The organism is Shouchella sp. JSM 1781072 (assembly GCF_041949915.1).
Lineage (GTDB): Bacteria > Bacillota > Bacilli > Bacillales > Bacillaceae_D > Shouchella.
Window position 1 is genome coordinate 451,495 of record NZ_JBHFQE010000002.1, and the last position, 15,930, is coordinate 467,424.

Annotated in this window: 16 protein-coding genes; 6 read left to right on the forward strand and 10 right to left on the reverse strand. The window is 37.3% G+C overall.

Annotated features, from left to right (window positions below; translation table 11 throughout):
• Positions 1 to 201 precede the first annotated feature (201 nt).
• On the forward strand, positions 202 to 1,272 hold the full coding sequence (locus tag ACE1TH_RS11770) for an AimR family lysis-lysogeny pheromone receptor (protein WP_375079079.1): 1,071 nt from the start codon (positions 202 to 204) through the stop codon (positions 1,270 to 1,272).
• A gap of 226 nt (positions 1,273 to 1,498) precedes the next feature.
• Here the strand turns inward: ACE1TH_RS11770 and ACE1TH_RS11775 are convergent, their stop codons facing one another.
• Together ACE1TH_RS11775 and ACE1TH_RS11780 are read right to left on the reverse strand one after the other, a co-directional pair.
• Positions 1,499 to 1,771, reverse strand: a complete 273-nt coding sequence (locus ACE1TH_RS11775) for a hypothetical protein (RefSeq protein ID WP_375079080.1) — start codon at positions 1,769 to 1,771, stop codon at positions 1,499 to 1,501.
• A gap of 43 nt (positions 1,772 to 1,814) precedes the next feature.
• A complete protein-coding gene (locus ACE1TH_RS11780; protein WP_375079081.1) occupies positions 1,815 to 2,786 on the reverse strand; it encodes a hypothetical protein in 972 nt (323 codons plus the stop codon).
• A 187-nt stretch (positions 2,787 to 2,973) separates the two neighbouring features.
• Here ACE1TH_RS11780 and ACE1TH_RS11785 point away from each other — a divergent pair, with 187 nt between their 5' ends.
• Entirely contained in the window at positions 2,974 to 3,111 is a 138-nt protein-coding gene (locus tag ACE1TH_RS11785) for a YycC family protein (RefSeq protein ID WP_099302775.1), read from the forward strand.
• 158 nt (positions 3,112 to 3,269) lie between these two features.
• Complete coding sequence (locus ACE1TH_RS11790) at positions 3,270 to 3,968, forward strand: hypothetical protein (RefSeq protein WP_375079082.1); 699 nt, start codon at positions 3,270 to 3,272, stop codon at positions 3,966 to 3,968.
• Between the two features lie 105 nt (positions 3,969 to 4,073).
• Here ACE1TH_RS11790 and ACE1TH_RS11795 read toward each other — a convergent pair whose 3' ends face one another.
• A complete protein-coding gene (locus ACE1TH_RS11795; RefSeq protein WP_375079083.1) occupies positions 4,074 to 4,745 on the reverse strand; it encodes an inositol monophosphatase family protein in 672 nt (223 codons plus the stop codon).
• Between the two features lie 228 nt (positions 4,746 to 4,973).
• Positions 4,974 to 6,179 (reverse strand): HNH endonuclease, encoded by a 1,206-nt coding sequence (locus ACE1TH_RS11800; protein WP_375079084.1) that lies wholly within the window; start codon positions 6,177 to 6,179, stop codon positions 4,974 to 4,976.
• Between the two features lie 156 nt (positions 6,180 to 6,335).
• Here ACE1TH_RS11800 and ACE1TH_RS11805 point away from each other — a divergent pair, with 156 nt between their 5' ends.
• Complete coding sequence (locus ACE1TH_RS11805; RefSeq protein WP_375079085.1) at positions 6,336 to 7,046, forward strand: helix-hairpin-helix domain-containing protein; 711 nt, start codon at positions 6,336 to 6,338, stop codon at positions 7,044 to 7,046.
• Between the two features lie 96 nt (positions 7,047 to 7,142).
• Here the strand turns inward: ACE1TH_RS11805 and ACE1TH_RS11810 are convergent, their stop codons facing one another.
• On the reverse strand, positions 7,143 to 7,997 hold the full coding sequence (locus tag ACE1TH_RS11810) for a GIY-YIG nuclease family protein (protein ID WP_375079086.1): 855 nt from the start codon (positions 7,995 to 7,997) through the stop codon (positions 7,143 to 7,145).
• 482 nt (positions 7,998 to 8,479) lie between these two features.
• On the opposite strand from ACE1TH_RS11810, the gene ACE1TH_RS11815 reads away from it, so the two are divergent.
• Positions 8,480 to 10,165, forward strand: a complete 1,686-nt coding sequence (locus ACE1TH_RS11815; RefSeq protein WP_375079087.1) for an AAA family ATPase — start codon at positions 8,480 to 8,482, stop codon at positions 10,163 to 10,165.
• A gap of 76 nt (positions 10,166 to 10,241) precedes the next feature.
• Positions 10,242 to 11,111: a DNA adenine methylase gene (locus ACE1TH_RS11820; RefSeq protein WP_375079088.1), complete on the forward strand. Its 870-nt coding sequence runs from the start codon at positions 10,242 to 10,244 to the stop codon at positions 11,109 to 11,111.
• Between the two features lie 368 nt (positions 11,112 to 11,479).
• Here the strand turns inward: ACE1TH_RS11820 and ACE1TH_RS11825 are convergent, their stop codons facing one another.
• From ACE1TH_RS11825 to ACE1TH_RS11845, 5 genes are all read right to left on the reverse strand, one after another.
• Positions 11,480 to 12,538 (reverse strand): hemolysin family protein, encoded by a 1,059-nt coding sequence (locus ACE1TH_RS11825; protein ID WP_375079089.1) that lies wholly within the window; start codon positions 12,536 to 12,538, stop codon positions 11,480 to 11,482.
• 51 nt (positions 12,539 to 12,589) lie between these two features.
• Complete coding sequence (locus tag ACE1TH_RS11830; protein ID WP_375079090.1) at positions 12,590 to 13,912, reverse strand: hemolysin family protein; 1,323 nt, start codon at positions 13,910 to 13,912, stop codon at positions 12,590 to 12,592.
• 409 nt (positions 13,913 to 14,321) lie between these two features.
• Positions 14,322 to 14,726: a type VII toxin-antitoxin system HepT family RNase toxin gene (gene hepT, locus ACE1TH_RS11835; RefSeq protein ID WP_375079091.1), complete on the reverse strand. Its 405-nt coding sequence runs from the start codon at positions 14,724 to 14,726 to the stop codon at positions 14,322 to 14,324.
• Positions 14,716 to 15,129 carry a type VII toxin-antitoxin system MntA family adenylyltransferase antitoxin gene (gene mntA / locus ACE1TH_RS11840; RefSeq protein WP_375079092.1) on the reverse strand — a complete coding sequence of 138 codons (414 nt, stop codon included), beginning with the start codon at positions 15,127 to 15,129 and terminating at the stop codon, positions 14,716 to 14,718. Before mntA ends, hepT begins: the two co-directional genes overlap by 11 nt.
• A 102-nt stretch (positions 15,130 to 15,231) precedes the next feature.
• Positions 15,232 to 15,921, reverse strand: a complete 690-nt coding sequence (locus tag ACE1TH_RS11845; RefSeq protein WP_375079093.1) for an N-acetylmuramoyl-L-alanine amidase — start codon at positions 15,919 to 15,921, stop codon at positions 15,232 to 15,234.
• Positions 15,922 to 15,930 lie beyond the last annotated feature (9 nt).

Genomic DNA, 15,930 nt, shown 5'->3' on the forward strand with positions numbered 1-15,930 from the left:
TGACGGGTCTTTTTATATACCGGATTTAAAGCACAGTTTTACGCCATAAAAATTTCACTATAACCCACATATTTCCATTATTTGTGTAGCGGCATAATGATATACTTATTTTAGAAAAAAGTCACATTTCCCAAATCCAAAATACAGACTTTTCGCTGTTTTTTCGTTATGATGTATATACAAATAATAGGAGGTTATGTAATGGAGGCAATTCTGTCAAAGCATGATATCGAAAATGGCATTCTCGCATTTATTGAAATCCATAATGAAGTCGACTTTGAGCAAATTGTCCTTTCTGCACAGAAACATTTTTCTACGCAAGAGAGCCTTAAGATTCTCACTGAATTTTGTTTACGTGCTGAGAGGCTCGATGATGTGAAATGCGCATTTGAATATACAGCCATTCATAATCTCATCCCTCAGTTAGAACACCTTTGTGAACAGCATCAGTTTGACGATCAGTTTTATGAATATGTAAACGTTTATCGACTTGCACACCGGATGGCAGGAGAACCTACTAATCACTCATTTTTAAAAGAAGCCCAACAACTCCACCGGGAAACCGAAGACGAGACATTGCTTTTTAAAATAGAGCTTATGATTTTATATTTTCATACGATGAATGGGTACAACACAATCGTCAATCAAGCGGATGAGTTAAGAAATAAGCTACAAAAAATGAAGCCAGGCTATCTCAAAACAGCGTTTGCGGCTCGGCTGACGACATTTTTAAGCTATTATTATTTTTATTCTACGGATGACTTTGCCTCTGCTGAGGGCTATTGTCTAGCCAATACCGTTAATCCAGCAGCACCACCGATTTTTAAAGCCAGCGCGTATCATTCGTTAGGACTTCTTTATTCTTTTAAATCTTTAAAGGATAGCTTACGAAACCTTGAATTAAGCTGTAAGCATTTTGAGCTGGCTGGAATGAAGGAGAAATCTGACATTCTGAAAAAATTTGACATTCCTTTCATTTTAAACCTTCACGCCGCGCACTATGAGCCTTATAATAGACTAATAGAGGGTGCAGATAGCCTTGAAAAAGCTCATTACCACATTATATCCAAGTCACCAGAGAAGGCTTTGCCTCTTCTAGAGCGCTTGCTAGCTGAAGAACCAGACGATTTCTTTGCAAAGCTCTATTACTACTATGCCAAACGGGATGTCTACAGCATTACTCAACAATTGCTGACTCTCGAGCGGAACGCCCATGAACTAAGAGTGATTCGATTCATTCTACGAGCGTTAATACCGAGACAAGCTTTGTAACGATTTGGCTTCTTCCAGTGTATGGCCTGCGCGATTACTCTGGGAAGGAGAGTGGGCTTTATGAAAAAGAGACTTAGCATCGTCGCAACATCTTTAGTCGTTGCCTCAGCCGCTATTGTTCCACTTGGCGGATCTAGCATCATCATCATCCCAATGTCTGTATTCGGTTTATAAGAGTAAGAGGCCCATCGCCGTAGATGGGCTTTTTGATTTGCTAGTTCGAGGCTTAAAGCAATCTCACAATACCTACTATACCACTCGAAAGAAAAAATAGAGGAAAAACGCACACTAATGCTAACATGATACGATTGTCATTTTTATGGTTACGTAAAAAGGCAAAGATAATTGTCAGCGTAAATAAACCAGCTAGAAAGAAGTCTACTATAATTGAATAAATGGCACTCGACTCGCCTGAACGTAGCGAAAAAACAAGATTTACAATCGTTGCAAGAACCAGTACAACACTCATTATAATGATTAAACACTTCATCCCTTTCAATCGATCACCTCATTCTAAGAAGCATTAAAAATCATCTCGTCTTTTATTCAATTAAAGGATACAACACACGCTCTTGCAACGTATCATTTAACATTTCCAATTCCGACACATCGAAATCTAGTGCCGCAAGCTGAATCGCATTCTCAAACACAGTTCGATCTGCTTCTGATACGATCTCTTCTTCCATCGTATACTGAACAGACGCGACGCCATTATCCATCCTCGCATCTACGATCTCAATCCCTTCAACAATGGCGGAAGCGTAAAATGAATCTTCTCGATCAATCGTTGTCATCTTTTCAACGGTCTCTGAAAACGATAAACGCTCATCCTCATCATTTATTACCCGTTCTTCCAATGCACCACCAGATAAAAACAACGTCTCCTCTAACGCTTCATCGTAGACAGTGTAATAACCCCGTGTTGCACCTCGTTCCTCTTCAACATTCAGAGGTGCATTTACTTCTCTTTCTGCAACAATGATATCCGTTTCCCCGTCAGGATTTAAGAAGACAATTTCCTTCATTCCATAGAGATCACTAATTCCAAACAATGATTCGTAAAATGCCGTTGTTTGGGCCGTTGTTGTGGCTAATTCATTACCCTCAGCATTAAATTGGACCGTTAATTCTTGCGATTCAACAGATAAATCCGCATAAGCGCGCAACATCTGTTGTTCAGACGGATCACTTTCAACGAGCGAATTTTCAAGTGTACCGTTCTCATCTCGATTGATGGAGTAAGCCGTATAAAAAGCCTGATCCTCGTCTACCAAGTGGGTAATAATTGAATAACGCTCCTCCGCCTCAATCGTTTCATATTCTGGCGCCTCGCTACTATCATCACCGCCTGAATCATCATTTTCGTCATTCTCCATTTCTGGTTCTTCTAATTCGCTATCATCCGTTTCCACCGTTTCTTGATCCTGCGCATTCAATTCATCTCCCGAATTCTGACACCCAACAAATAAAAATGCTAATGAGACCATCCCTGCCATTACAGTCACTTTTCGCACGAAAACCAACTCCTTTGTAGTTGTGTACCCGGTTTGATTTATTTTAATTGTTCATTTAATTTAAAAGCAGTTTATAAGGCTTATTAAAAATCTCGTTTACATAGAAATTTTATGGGCGCGAGCACTGCCGATGCCATGCTATACTACAGGAATAATCTAAAATAAGCTTGAAGAGGAGGAAATCATAATGGGTCCTTTACAACTGTCGGAAGAAACGGCGCTCGCGCTATCAAAGTCATTAAATATCCCGTTAGAACAATTAATGCATATGCCAAAACCCGTCCTGATGCAAAAGCTAGCCGAACTAAATAAAGAAAAGAAATAGAAGCAGGTGAAAGCCCGCTTCTATTTCTACATACGCCAACTCTGTAGCTTCATTACGACCTATAAAATCTAGCGTTTATCGACAACGCTAACCCTTATTTAATACGAAGAATAGCACACTGTTATGGTTTATCATGAATTTTTGAGGAGGTTGTTAGAATGGTTGTTAAACAAAGAGGTCCAACTTGTGGAATCTATGCACTCTTAAATGGATTAAAAGAGTATTACTCTATTGAAAATTTTACTAATAGCAAAATACATAAACTCTCATACCAGCTATTATCAGAGAACCAATATGAGTTTAACGAATCAACTACTAGCGGCTTAACATACATAGGAGAATTTTTTTATTTAGATAAGTATATAGCTTTTATTAACGAGAATAAAAAGATTATATCAAACTTTTTGTATAAAGAATGTAACTTAAACGTTAATTTTGAAGTAACTAAAATCGCTTTTGCAGATATCCTTAAAACAGATTCCGCACTTTTTATTGTTTCAATATTGCCTTTGGAAGAAGAAGAAAAAATGCAAAACGACAATTACATTTCACATTGGGTTTCATTTATATCTACTCACAATAAAGCAAAGTTTAGAATTCTTGACAGTCGCAAAGGAGATAGTAGTTTAATTGACTTTCAAATGCTAAAAGAAGCGCATTGCAAATTGAAAGATAACTGGTTTTATTGGGATAAATTTGAAAGAAGAAAATTGTTTTGTTTTCGTAAAATTGAAAAGTTAATAAATAAGAATCTCAAACTTAAAAAACATTACTTAGATAAAGGTTTACTTATTAATGAAATAAAACATTCTGTAGGAGAAGTTATAATGATACAGGACGCTTCCATTCAACATTGAAAGCGTAAATTACCATATATTAAGCATAAAGAAATTTTTTTATGCTTAATATATGGTTTCATTATCTTCGTGAATAAAAAATATAAATTAAGTCTTTAATATTTATTAAACAACACCACACCATACGCTCGAATTCTTACCCAAACTCAATTCTTTTCCTTCTAACGTCATTACCTGTACCCCAGTCTCTTTTGCAATTAAACTTGCTGCAGCAAATTCATAAGGTGTTTGATTTAATGCTATAAATATATCTGAATTCCCTTCAGCAACTCCACAAATCTCAAGCGCTGTTGGCTGTTCTGTTTGCCTCACTCGTTGATAGGTAGGATTTTGAGGTTGCTCCTTCCGTAGGAAAGATGAATGAATGCGAATTTCCGCTTCCCTTAGACTCATTAATTCATCCCGAAAGATTCTTTTACCATTTACATATGCACCACCTCCCTTTTCAGCGTGAAATAGATTGCTAGAAAGATTATCATAGACCCAGCTGTGTAGTGGCAATCTATCTTTCACGATTAAGATGGATAAAACATATGATGTTTTTGATAAATAGTAATAAGGATTAAGTGAAATGAACCAGGTTGATTGGCTATCATTTATAGCAACTTCTTGATGAGGAAAACAGAGGATGTCATATGGATAACTGTCTGTCACATTTCGCAGGATTAGAGTATACACATCGGATTGAATAGTTGGGGCGTTTGCTTTATCTGTTTTTGAAATGGTGCTGATCATATCATTAATTAATTTAGAAACAAACTGTTGTCGGGGGAACATTGGATCACCTCATAAAAAGCTTTTACATTAGTATGAGGGCAATCAGTCATGAAGGTTGTACGCGTAAGGGTACATCTTTTAAAGACCACCCACAAGATTAAATCCGCCGTGCTACCCTGAGTGAATTGGCTAATGGGAAGCGCGAACGGATTCAGTTAGAACATACAGGAAAGATTGCTGATGCTTTAAGCATAAATTATATGTATGGGATCTTAAGGTTCGAGTAATCTAATCCTCAATCTGAAGAATTTCTCTTAATTCTTCTATAGTTAATACATGATCTTTTCGTCTGTGAACCATGCGATGACAGTTTGCACATAACGGGACAAGGTCTTTATGAAGATTTATTTCTGTACTCCCACCAAGAGAACTTAACGGCTTTATATGATGAATTTCAATAAAATCTCTGCCTCTTTCACCATATTTTTGCTCAAAGTTAAAATTACAAGCAGCACAGGTTACACCATGGATTTGTATGGCTAACTTACGATTGATTGGATCACGTTCAAACTTCTTCCCATAGTAACTAGTGATTCTCCCCTCTGTCCTAGCGCCATATTGTTCTAATTCTTCTGCTATCACATCAGTATGTACCGTATCCATTATGTCTGTATGAGATAAGCTTACCTTGTAGGTTTTTTCATCGTCATATATGAAATAGATTTTAACCTCACCTTGGACTCTATTTGCGTATTCGTTTATTAGCAGAGTAAACCGTTTCTCCCATCTCAATCGATGACGTGGAGAGCCACTCGCTTGAACCTTAATCTTTGCAAAAAACATATACTCTTGATAGATTAACATATACTCTTGATAGATTAATGTAATTTCTTTTTCTTCACCTTCTTTGAGGTTTGTCGACTTAAAGAAAGGACGTATACGCTTAGGTATGACGGTTTCACCATATTCAAAGGTCGATTGGTCGGCTGTTTTTACTGCAACATTATGATGAAGATCCCATGAGTCATGATTGCCTACCTTCTGCGATTGGCTGTATGTATAACTACTTTTATCAGTATCATTCAAACGTTTTCTTAAAGGGAATACCCAAACAAGCCGATTATTTTTTTCTTCATCTAATTGGTGTTCTTGAAATGGTTCGTTTATTAGTTCATATTGACCTCTATACGTGTAAATTCGTTTTTTGTATGCAACAAATAGATGAATAGATACATTGTTTTCGTTGGATTTTGCCAATGTTAGGTTTTGTTGAAACGTTAAGATTTGATCTCCCAGCTTTCCCATGCCCGTATAATAAAAAACGCCGTCTTCCTCTCGATCGTGGTAAAGCTTGGTTTTGTCAGAGATAAGCACTAGCGTATTTGTCTTTAACGAGCGTCTCATCCCTCCTTGATTGGCACAACCAAACAAGTCACTAATTTCACTATTTGTAACTTCTAAGCCTGGAACTAGTTCTAAGTAAGTACGTTTCATTAAATAACTCCTTTTAGATTAACTTTTAGCTATAAGCTAACTTGGAAAGCATAGTAAACACAACTGTCTATCTATTATTAATTAATAGAAAACATTCGTGACTTAGGTCTTTGTTATTAGTATAATTATAACATACATCATTTTAGGAGGTTTACTATGAATATCGCACTAGCAACAATGGTCTTACTCTCAGGTATTATTTATATGTTTACTTTTTTTCAACATACCACAAGACATAAGAAAGCACCTTACGCTTTAATCGCAATCGCTATGGCCATTACTTTATCCGCTTGCGCTGAAGGCGACCAAGCTTCAGCCCAAGATAGTGAACTAGATGAAGCTCAAGTATTAATCGAAGAGCTCGAAGCAACAATAATCGAAAAAGATGAAGAAATTGATGAATTATCTTTACATATTGAAGAAACGGAAGAGCAACTTGATTCAGTTGAAGAAGATCTACGAGATCAAATAGAAGAAGAGTACAAAGACGAAATCTCTTCCCTCAATGAACAAATCACCGAAAAAAGTGACAGTCTTTCAAACAATGAAGCGACCATCTCGAAGTTAGAGGAGGAAGTTTCTACACTTAAAGACGAATTAGACACGGCTAAATCGGAAACCGTCTCTGCCTCTACTTCAGAATCTAGTTCCGAAGAAAGCAATCATAGCTGCCCTGCTGGTTCCATTCATATTAACACTGCTTCTGAAGCAGAGGTACAAGGGATTTACCAAATCGGTCCGGATCGGGCAAGTCAAATTATGCAGCTTAGACCGTTTTCTTCGTACAATGATATGAAACGAATTTCAGGCATTGGCGATAAACATGCGCAAGCAATTGAAGCTGAAGGAAAGGTTTGCTTCGAATAAATAATTAAAAAACACGCTTATTGATGGCGTGTTTTTATTTGATAGAAAAATAGCATCAATGGACTTAATAGTTGGGAAGGGCTCAAATAGAGGTGTTCACCCCAACCTCTCTCGCTCTTCCTTTAATCCCTGCCAATATTCCCAGCCATTTTTTGACGCACCGCTACATAAATCCGCTGCATAGCTTGGACTTGGACAGGCAATGTCTTCTGTTAAGCGAGCGGACTTGTCGTCGATAGGCTCAGCTTGATTCGCTTCAATGAGTTGCTTCATTTTTGCCTGTAATTTCTGATAGAGTCTCCCTCCGTCCTTATAGTTTTTTAATTTTTCTTGTGGATACAGAACGGTAGAACCTTTTGTAATGACAAATTGTCCATCGTGAAGATAGATGGTAGCAGGATGGTTTTTTTCGGCCGGATAATAAATACGCTTTTCTTCATCAGACCCTACCTGCTCAGCTTGTTTAATCGTCACACCAAGCGCCTCTAGTAAAAATGCAATTTGGCCAGCGAATGTGTTCATAGTCGCCTTCATGTACCAGTTGACATTCGGCTTATTGATGCGCATGTCCCGGTTCTCAACAATGTAAGTTGAAGCGTTAAAACGCTGAATAAATGCGTATTCGAGATAATCAATTAATTGTTTATCAAAGCTATTGTTATCGGTCACAAATAAGATGCCGAACTGCCAGAAGTCTTTTTGCTTTAAGTGTTCTTTTAATAGTTTAATGCCGTGTACCGATTGACCGATGTAAATGCTTGGTTCTTCGACATCCGAGATGAGGAAATAAACGGCATAGTTGTTGGCATGCTCTAGTTTCTCTACTTCTGCTAACAGGCTCTTTTTAAAATAAAAGCCGCGAATCTGGCTCGTTGGCTCCTGCACCACTTTTAAAGAAGATGCGTAGGTTGAATCCGGAAAATACATCATTGCGGTTCGTTCATTTGGCATGTCGGGTGCAGTCCTTTCTTCTTATCCTCTACCCTGTTTATCGGTTCTCACCACTGTACATTTACAGAAAAATCATTTCCTAGTGTTACACCACTGTCAATACGAGCCAGAAGATAAAACTAATTTGAATTTTAACATTAGAGAAAGATCACGTTTAAGAATACCTTCGCCTATGTAGAAGCGCCCTTAAAGAAAAGTTGTTGAATAGCTGCATTTAGACTATTGCCGTCATTTACTAATTAATGTAAGATTGGATTGGGTTGCTGCTTTAAAAGAAAAATGATGCTTTAATTCCTAATTATCACCCCTTTAAAATAATGCGCCGGTAAAAATACTTTTTTGCTGTTACGATTAGATACAATGAACTTAAACCTAGGGCAACTAAAAGATTTATATCTTGATTAAAATTATTTAAATTAAAAAACACTATTTTTGAGTTTTACAACTTTCTTAAGAGGTGACTTAAATTGAGGATAAAAAGGATGAATATTAGAGAATTTAGAAGGTTTAAAGATATATCCATCGATTTAGGAATTCAAATAACTTGTATAGCTGGACACAACGCGGTAGGAAAATCAACTTTACTCGGACTCTTAGGTCACAGTGGAGAATTAAAAAAAATGGAGGGAGAAACTTTATTTGGACAACCATTTAGAGCCCACCTTAATGACATAGTTAAATTTTCCCCAGATTTTGATATAGGAAAATCAAACCGTTATGAAATAGAATTTACTGAACTTCCTGATAATGTGAGGGACGAAGAATCTTATCCTAATTTTTTAACTTTTAGGACTTATTGGAACAACAGTAGATTTAAACTAATACCAGAAGTAACAACTTCACGTAAAACAGAGAAAAAAGCAAAATGGCCAACGCTTTATCTTGGTCTCAGTAGACTTTATCCAGTAGGTGAATCTAAAGAAACAAAAGAGGTAAATTTGAAATTTACAGAAGATGAGATAACTTACATCTTTGAAAACTACAGAAATATACTCTCAAACGAGGAATCCTTCACAAAAATAACCTCTATGAGCATCAGCGAGGTTTCTAAAAAGAGGCCAGTAGGTCTTTCTACTGAATTTTATGATTTTCTTACTAACTCAGCTGGACAAGATAACCTTGGACAAATACTAGTTTCTTTACTTTCTTTTAAACGATTAAAAGCTACACTTGGGGAGCTTTGGAACGGTGGGCTTTTATTAATTGATGAAATTGATGCAACTTTGCACCCTTCTGCTCAGAATAGATTGTTCGATTTCTTAAAAGCAGAAGGAAAGGATTTAGGATTACAAATCGTGTTTACAACACATAGCCTTAGCCTTTTGGAGCATATCTCAGTAAACACGCTTAATAACAAGCACGAAGATAATAAAATTGAATTGATGTACTTAACAGCTGCTAACGGTGAACTCCAGGTATTTCGCAATCCTGATATCAATGCTATCAAATATGATCTCACATCAACTTACCAAGGAACTTATACATCTCCCAATATAATGTTATATTCAGAAGATGACGAAGCTAGATGGTTTTTTAATCACATCCTTATATATTCCATTGAAAACTTTAATCTCCACCCTCAAGTACTTAGTTCAATAAAAATGATTAAAGTACATATTGGTTGGAATGAATTACTAAATCTATTAGTTCAAGATTTTAACCATTTTAAGTCATGTATATTTTTACTAGATGGAGATGTATCTGACAATGATATCAGTGCAAAAATTAGAAACACACCAGTAGATTATTTATCAAGAAAGAAAAACAATAAAAATATGATAATTAGCAAATTACCTGGAAACGATAACCCGGAAAAACTATTATATAATTACATAGAAAGTCTCGACGCAAGTTCAGAGTTTTTTTCAATAGATCAATTCACATTGGGAATTACTAAAAGAAGCTTAATAGAACAGGGTCCTCATTCGGATTTATATTTAGAGAAAACAAAAGATCGTGATAAATATAAAGAATGGTTTAGAGATAATATATTAGTTTTAGAATTACTCTTTCCATTTTGGATAAAAGATAATAAAGAAATGGTAATACAATTTTTAAGTGATTTTGAAAATATTTACAACGTAGCAGCAACATTTAATAAAATAAAAACTTTAAATATAAAAGAACCTGTAAGAAAACACCTTGTAAGTGATAAAATATCTTCGTAAAACCTTTCTTAGGCTTCAATTTTAAAGTGGCCATTATTCTATGATTGTTTTATAATTAATTACTGGGAGGGATTGTATGGCGAACCCGTCACCTTTAAGGTATCCTGGTGGTAAGTACAAGACTTTTAATTACATAAAGAAGCTTGTTAAAGAAAATAATTGCTCGACCTACATTGAGCCTTTCGCAGGTGGAGCAGCAGTTGCGTTAGAACTCTTATTAAATGATCATGTTAAGAAAATAATTATAAACGATATTGACCGTTCTATTTATGCTTTATGGTATTCAATACTTTACAATACAAATGAATTGATTGAGTTAATTGAACGAACTGATGTTAATATTCAAGAATGGCGCTTTCAAAAAAATATTCAAAATGAAAAAACTACCTCTAGTTTGTTATTACTTGGGTACTCTACTCTCTTTCTCAATAGAACAAACCATTCCGGTATTATCAAGGGTGGTGTAATGGGAGGGAAAGAACAGAAGGGAAACTATAAACTTGATTGTAGATTTAATAAAACAAAATTAATAGAAAAAATAAGTATTATTAGTCAAAAAAAACATAAAATTGAACTTCATAATCTAGATGCACTACAGTTCATTGAACTAGTTATAAAAAAAACTAGACAATCATTTACCTTTTTTGATCCTCCTTATTTTGCTAAAGGTCCGTCACTATACACCGATTTTTATAAAGAGAATGATCATGAAGTATTAGCAAAAAAAATTAAATTATCTCTAAAGAATAGACATTGGATTGTAACCTATGATAAAAGTATTGAAATAAAATCCTTTTACTCTAGATATCCGTATTTCGAATACTACCTTAGTTATACGGCACAAAATAAAACAAAAGGGATAGAATATATGTTCTTCTCTGAAAAAACAAAGATATCTGATCCTAATAATCTTCTCAATTTATTAGAAGAACAAACAGTAATATAAGTCTGATGACAAGCTACTACCTTTTTGTTCTCAGACTTATATTAGGAATTTATATTCCTGCATACAGCAAGGTACTTTGGATAAATGTCTTAAGGTAATTACATCTACTGTCTCCAATATTTTTCTTAAAAACTCTCACATAATTAAATTTATTCACTTTCTAATACTGTCTTAGATCACAGTTGGAACAGTGTCCACTTGATAAAGATTATGCGTAGCTTGAATCTGGAAAATACATCATTGCGGTTCGTTCGTTTGGCATATGGCGTGCAATCCTTTCTTCTTATCCTCTACTCTGTTTATCGGTCCCCCTCCCTTATACATTCACACCAAAAAACGATCCCCTTAGGAATCGTTTTTCTTCAGCTTTACGTGGCGAGACCAACATTATCGTAGTCTTCTTCTTCCATGTCGCCGACAATTTCACTTAGAATGTCTTCCATCGTCACAAGACCGCTTAATTCACCTTGGTCATTGGTTACAATTACCATGTGGGTGCGGGTTGCTTTCATTTTCAAAAAGACGTCTTGGATGAACAAGGATTCTTTCACACGTGGAATGTGGTGCAAGTATGATTCGATTCCGTTGGCACGGCCTGCTGCGATACTTGTTAACATTTCTTTCGTGTTCACAAAGCCTGTGACCTTCGTTCCTTCCGCATTGATGACGGGATAACGAGTATATCCTCGTTGATCAATCGTCTGTAAAATGTCGTCGATTTCCATGGTTTCGCCTAAAGTCACGACTTGTTCTTTTGGAATCATGATCTCACTTAATGCGCGACCATCAAATGAGAAAAAGTTTTCCAAGTAGGCTAGCTCGGTTTGGTTGATTTCGCCGCTTTTGAAACTATCCGAGACGATGAGTTTCAACTCTTCTTCTGAGTAGACCGTTTCGTGCCCTGCTGGTTTGACGCCAAACCAGCCGAGTAGTGTTCGTGCGGATCCGTTTAAAATTCGGATAAATGGTCCCATAATGACGCCAAACCAGTAAAGAGGCGGTGCTAATAGGAGCGTCATTTTTTCAGGGTACTGGATCGCAAGTGTTTTTGGTGCCAATTCTCCAATGACAACATGGAGAAACGTGACGAGCGCAAGGGCAATCGCGTACGACAAAGCGGTTGCTAATGCATCTGGAACACTGTAATAATCAAAGACAGGTCTCAGGATATTTTGAACGGTTGGTTCACCTAACGCACCTAACACAAGCGCTGTAATCGTAATACCTAATTGACAGGCAGATAGGTAGTAATCAAGCTCGTGGGCAACTTTTTTGGCGAGCACCGCTTTCTTGTTCCCTTCTGAAACAAGTTGGTCAAGTCTTGACATTCGCACCTTTAAAATCGCAAATTCTCCACCTACAAATAGTCCGGTCAAGAGGATAAAAAATGCGACAAGGGTTAAATTCACAACAATAATTGGGTCCAATTAATCCTTCTCGGATAGAGAAGGGTTCACCTCCGTATGTTTTAACTTACTCTATATCAGTGTTGCTGGTTGATGTTGCATGAATTTGACTTTCTTGATGTGATGATCGTCAGCTTCAACAACGGACCAGACATGTTCATCTAATTCAATCTTAATGCCTTCTTTTGGCTCATCAATGACTTTCATATTTTGTAACATCCAGCCACCGACGGTATCCACATGCTCACGATGAGTAAAGGTTAAGCCGAATTGTTCTTCTAAGTCATCTAACAATACGCGTCCGTTAATCACGTATTCGTCCGTTCCGACTTGTTCAATGTCGCTTTCTTCATCCATATCGAATTCATCGCGGATTTCTCCAACTAACTCTTCAATCACTTCTTCCATCGTCACAAGACCGGCGGTTCCACCAAATTCATCAATAATGACGGCCATATGCACTTTTTCTTTTTGCATTTTGTGCATCACATCTTGAATACTCGTTGCTTCGAAAATAAACGGAAGTTCACGAATATATGATTTGATCGCTACTTCTTTTCCAGCAACAATGGCTTGAAGCATTTTTTTGGCGTTCACAACACCAATAATTTTGTCTTTATCCCCATCTTCAATAACGGGGTATCTCGTATAGTTGTAGTGATCCATTAACGAGACGAGCTCATCCATCGTCATGCCTTCGTGTATCGTCACCATTTCCGTACGTGGCACCATAATGTCTTTGGCCACATGCTCGTCAAATGAGAAGACATTTTCCATATATTGAAGTTCTTCTTTATCAATCGCGCCGCCTTCATAGCTTTGCGCCATAATAATTTTTAGTTCTTCTTCCGTGTAGGCTTGGTCTTGACCAAGTGGCTTGACGCCAAACACTCTTAATAATAACCGCGATGCTCCATTTAATGTCAGGATAAATGGGTACATGATTTTACCAAACCAGTACAAAGATCCAGACAAAAGCAGGGTCATTTTTTCCGAAAACTGAATCGCCAACGTCTTAGGCGCCATCTCACCAATGACGACGTGCAAGTAGGTCACAAGTAAAAACGCAACCGCATAAGAAATGGCAGATGACCAAGCATCTGAGACATTAAAGAAGTCAAACACAGGATACATCAAACTACTTACAGCTGGTTTACCAAGTGCTCCTAATCCAAGAGCCGTTACGGTAATTCCGAGCTGACAGGCAGATAAATAATAATCAAGGTTTTGCGTAATTTTTTTTGCTACAATCGCCTTTTTATTTCCTCCCGCAATCAGTTGATCAATTCGTGAACTTCGGATCTTTACGACCGCAAATTCAGAAGCAACGAAGAAAGCGGTTAACGCTAAAAATAAGACAATGAGCAAGAGATTAATAAATGTGCTTAAATCCAATGATTTCCCTTAAATAAGGGATTCACCTCCAAGAATAGTAGGTTTCCGACCTTTCTTGAAACGGATTGTCTCTTCTCTTTGTACCCTTCAATCTATCTATTCCGGACAGAGAGGGCAGCTTGGAAAAGCAATCGTTTCTTCCATTAACATGTTTTACTCGTACTAGTTCCGTTGTATTTCGGTTAAAAAGCGTCGCCTTCCCAATGCGTGTCCCTCCCTTTCTCATACGTGTGTGCATCTTCCATTACAACCGTTACGATAAAGTTTCTTTCCGTATTCGGTGTAAGAAGATTATATCAGAATCGCTCTAAATAATACGGATTGCATGCAATCTTACAAAATACATTTACACAAACTTTACAAAAGCCTGTCCGATCATAAAAAAAACCATGGAGCGGCCATGGTTCAATTATTTATGTAAAAGTTGTTTTGTGTAAACGGTAAAATCTTGTAGATGGTTTTCAATGATTTCCTTCATGATGTCAAGGTTCAGTGGTTGATAGTCATGAACTGCAATATTCCGAAACCCGACCATTGCATTTAGCTTTCTGGCAGTTTCTGCATGGATGTAGCCAAACTCTCCCAATAAATCAAACGCTTCCCGACTTGTCTGAGGTAATCCGAGCTTTTTGGAGGACACAACGTGCATAGCTAAATCAATAGACGCTTCACAAGCACGCTGAATATTTAAGACAATTGAGTCTTGTTTTGTATAATCAACTAAGTGCTCAGGGTTCGCTGCATACACCTTTTCAATTCGCTTTATACAACGCTCGATTGTCGTTATCTTATTTAACAAAACATCATTGTTCATAAATAGACCCGCTTTCATAAATTCGATCTAAGACTTCTTTTCGCTCTTCATTTAATTTGATGTACATACTCAACGTCGTCATACGCTGCTGCTCAAACACCCTTTGATCGTTCATATAAAGCACTTCGCCTGTATGAAAAATTTGTGCGCCGAATACGGTTGAGGCAGTTTGAAGATTCACTAAATCCACTTCTCGTTTAATCTTTTCAGCTAACTCTTGCGCAATCATAAACAATTGGTAGGACGTTGGAGGATTGGTTCGATCCTCAGGATAAAAAGCGAGATCAAGATCGCTATCATTCCTTTGAGTTCCTTTTGCGAAGGAGCCAAAAACAATAATGAAGGCAGGATTTAATTCTTTCATTAAATGTGTTGTAATAACATCGTTCATCTTCTTATCCATCAAACTTCCTCCCTTTTTAGTCAGTATAACAAAATCCTCCTTGATTTCGTATAAACGACATAAAGAAAGCCTGTCCCAAAGAAGCGAGACAGGCTAGAACTTCTATAACAACGCGACATAAGCAGGATTTCCGGTAATGTAGAGGCCGCTTTTTAATCGGTACATGAGAGAGCCATTTACGGATAATGCCTCAGCAATGGTAAAGACTTCATTCCGCGATACGGTTGTATAGCGTGCATTCCAATCTGGTCGATTGTACACCCACAATGTGTCCGTAATGACGCGGAGCAAGCGCCCTTCCATTGGCGGTGCTGGATTGGTATTCTCTCCATCTCGAATATCCGCAAGAAACGAATTCCACGAAGGCAACAAATTTGTTGGGCAATTCTTCCCTGTCCAATGTTGATGCGTCACAATTGAATCGATCCCAATTGATAGTTCGTTCATTAAGCGTCGAACGAGTGAGATGGCGTTCGCGCGAGCTTGCGGGAAGTTCCCATCGCGATTGACGCAAATTTCAATGCCAATTGACTGTCGATTGCCATTTGCACCGGCATGCCATCCGACTTCATTAAACGGCAGATGTTGAATGGCTTGTGTGTCGTCGACTGTGACGTGCCATGACACTTGTCGTGCCTGCGCATCTGCTCCTTTTACATAACGGGCATGCATGTCAGCATTTGCTCCGGCGGAGGTATTCGCCGTTTCATGAATGGTAATAAGTGTTGGGCGCAAAGCCGTTTGTGGACGGTTCGAGTTTGATGTTGGGATAAAATCTTGTTTTAGTTCCATGAATAATTT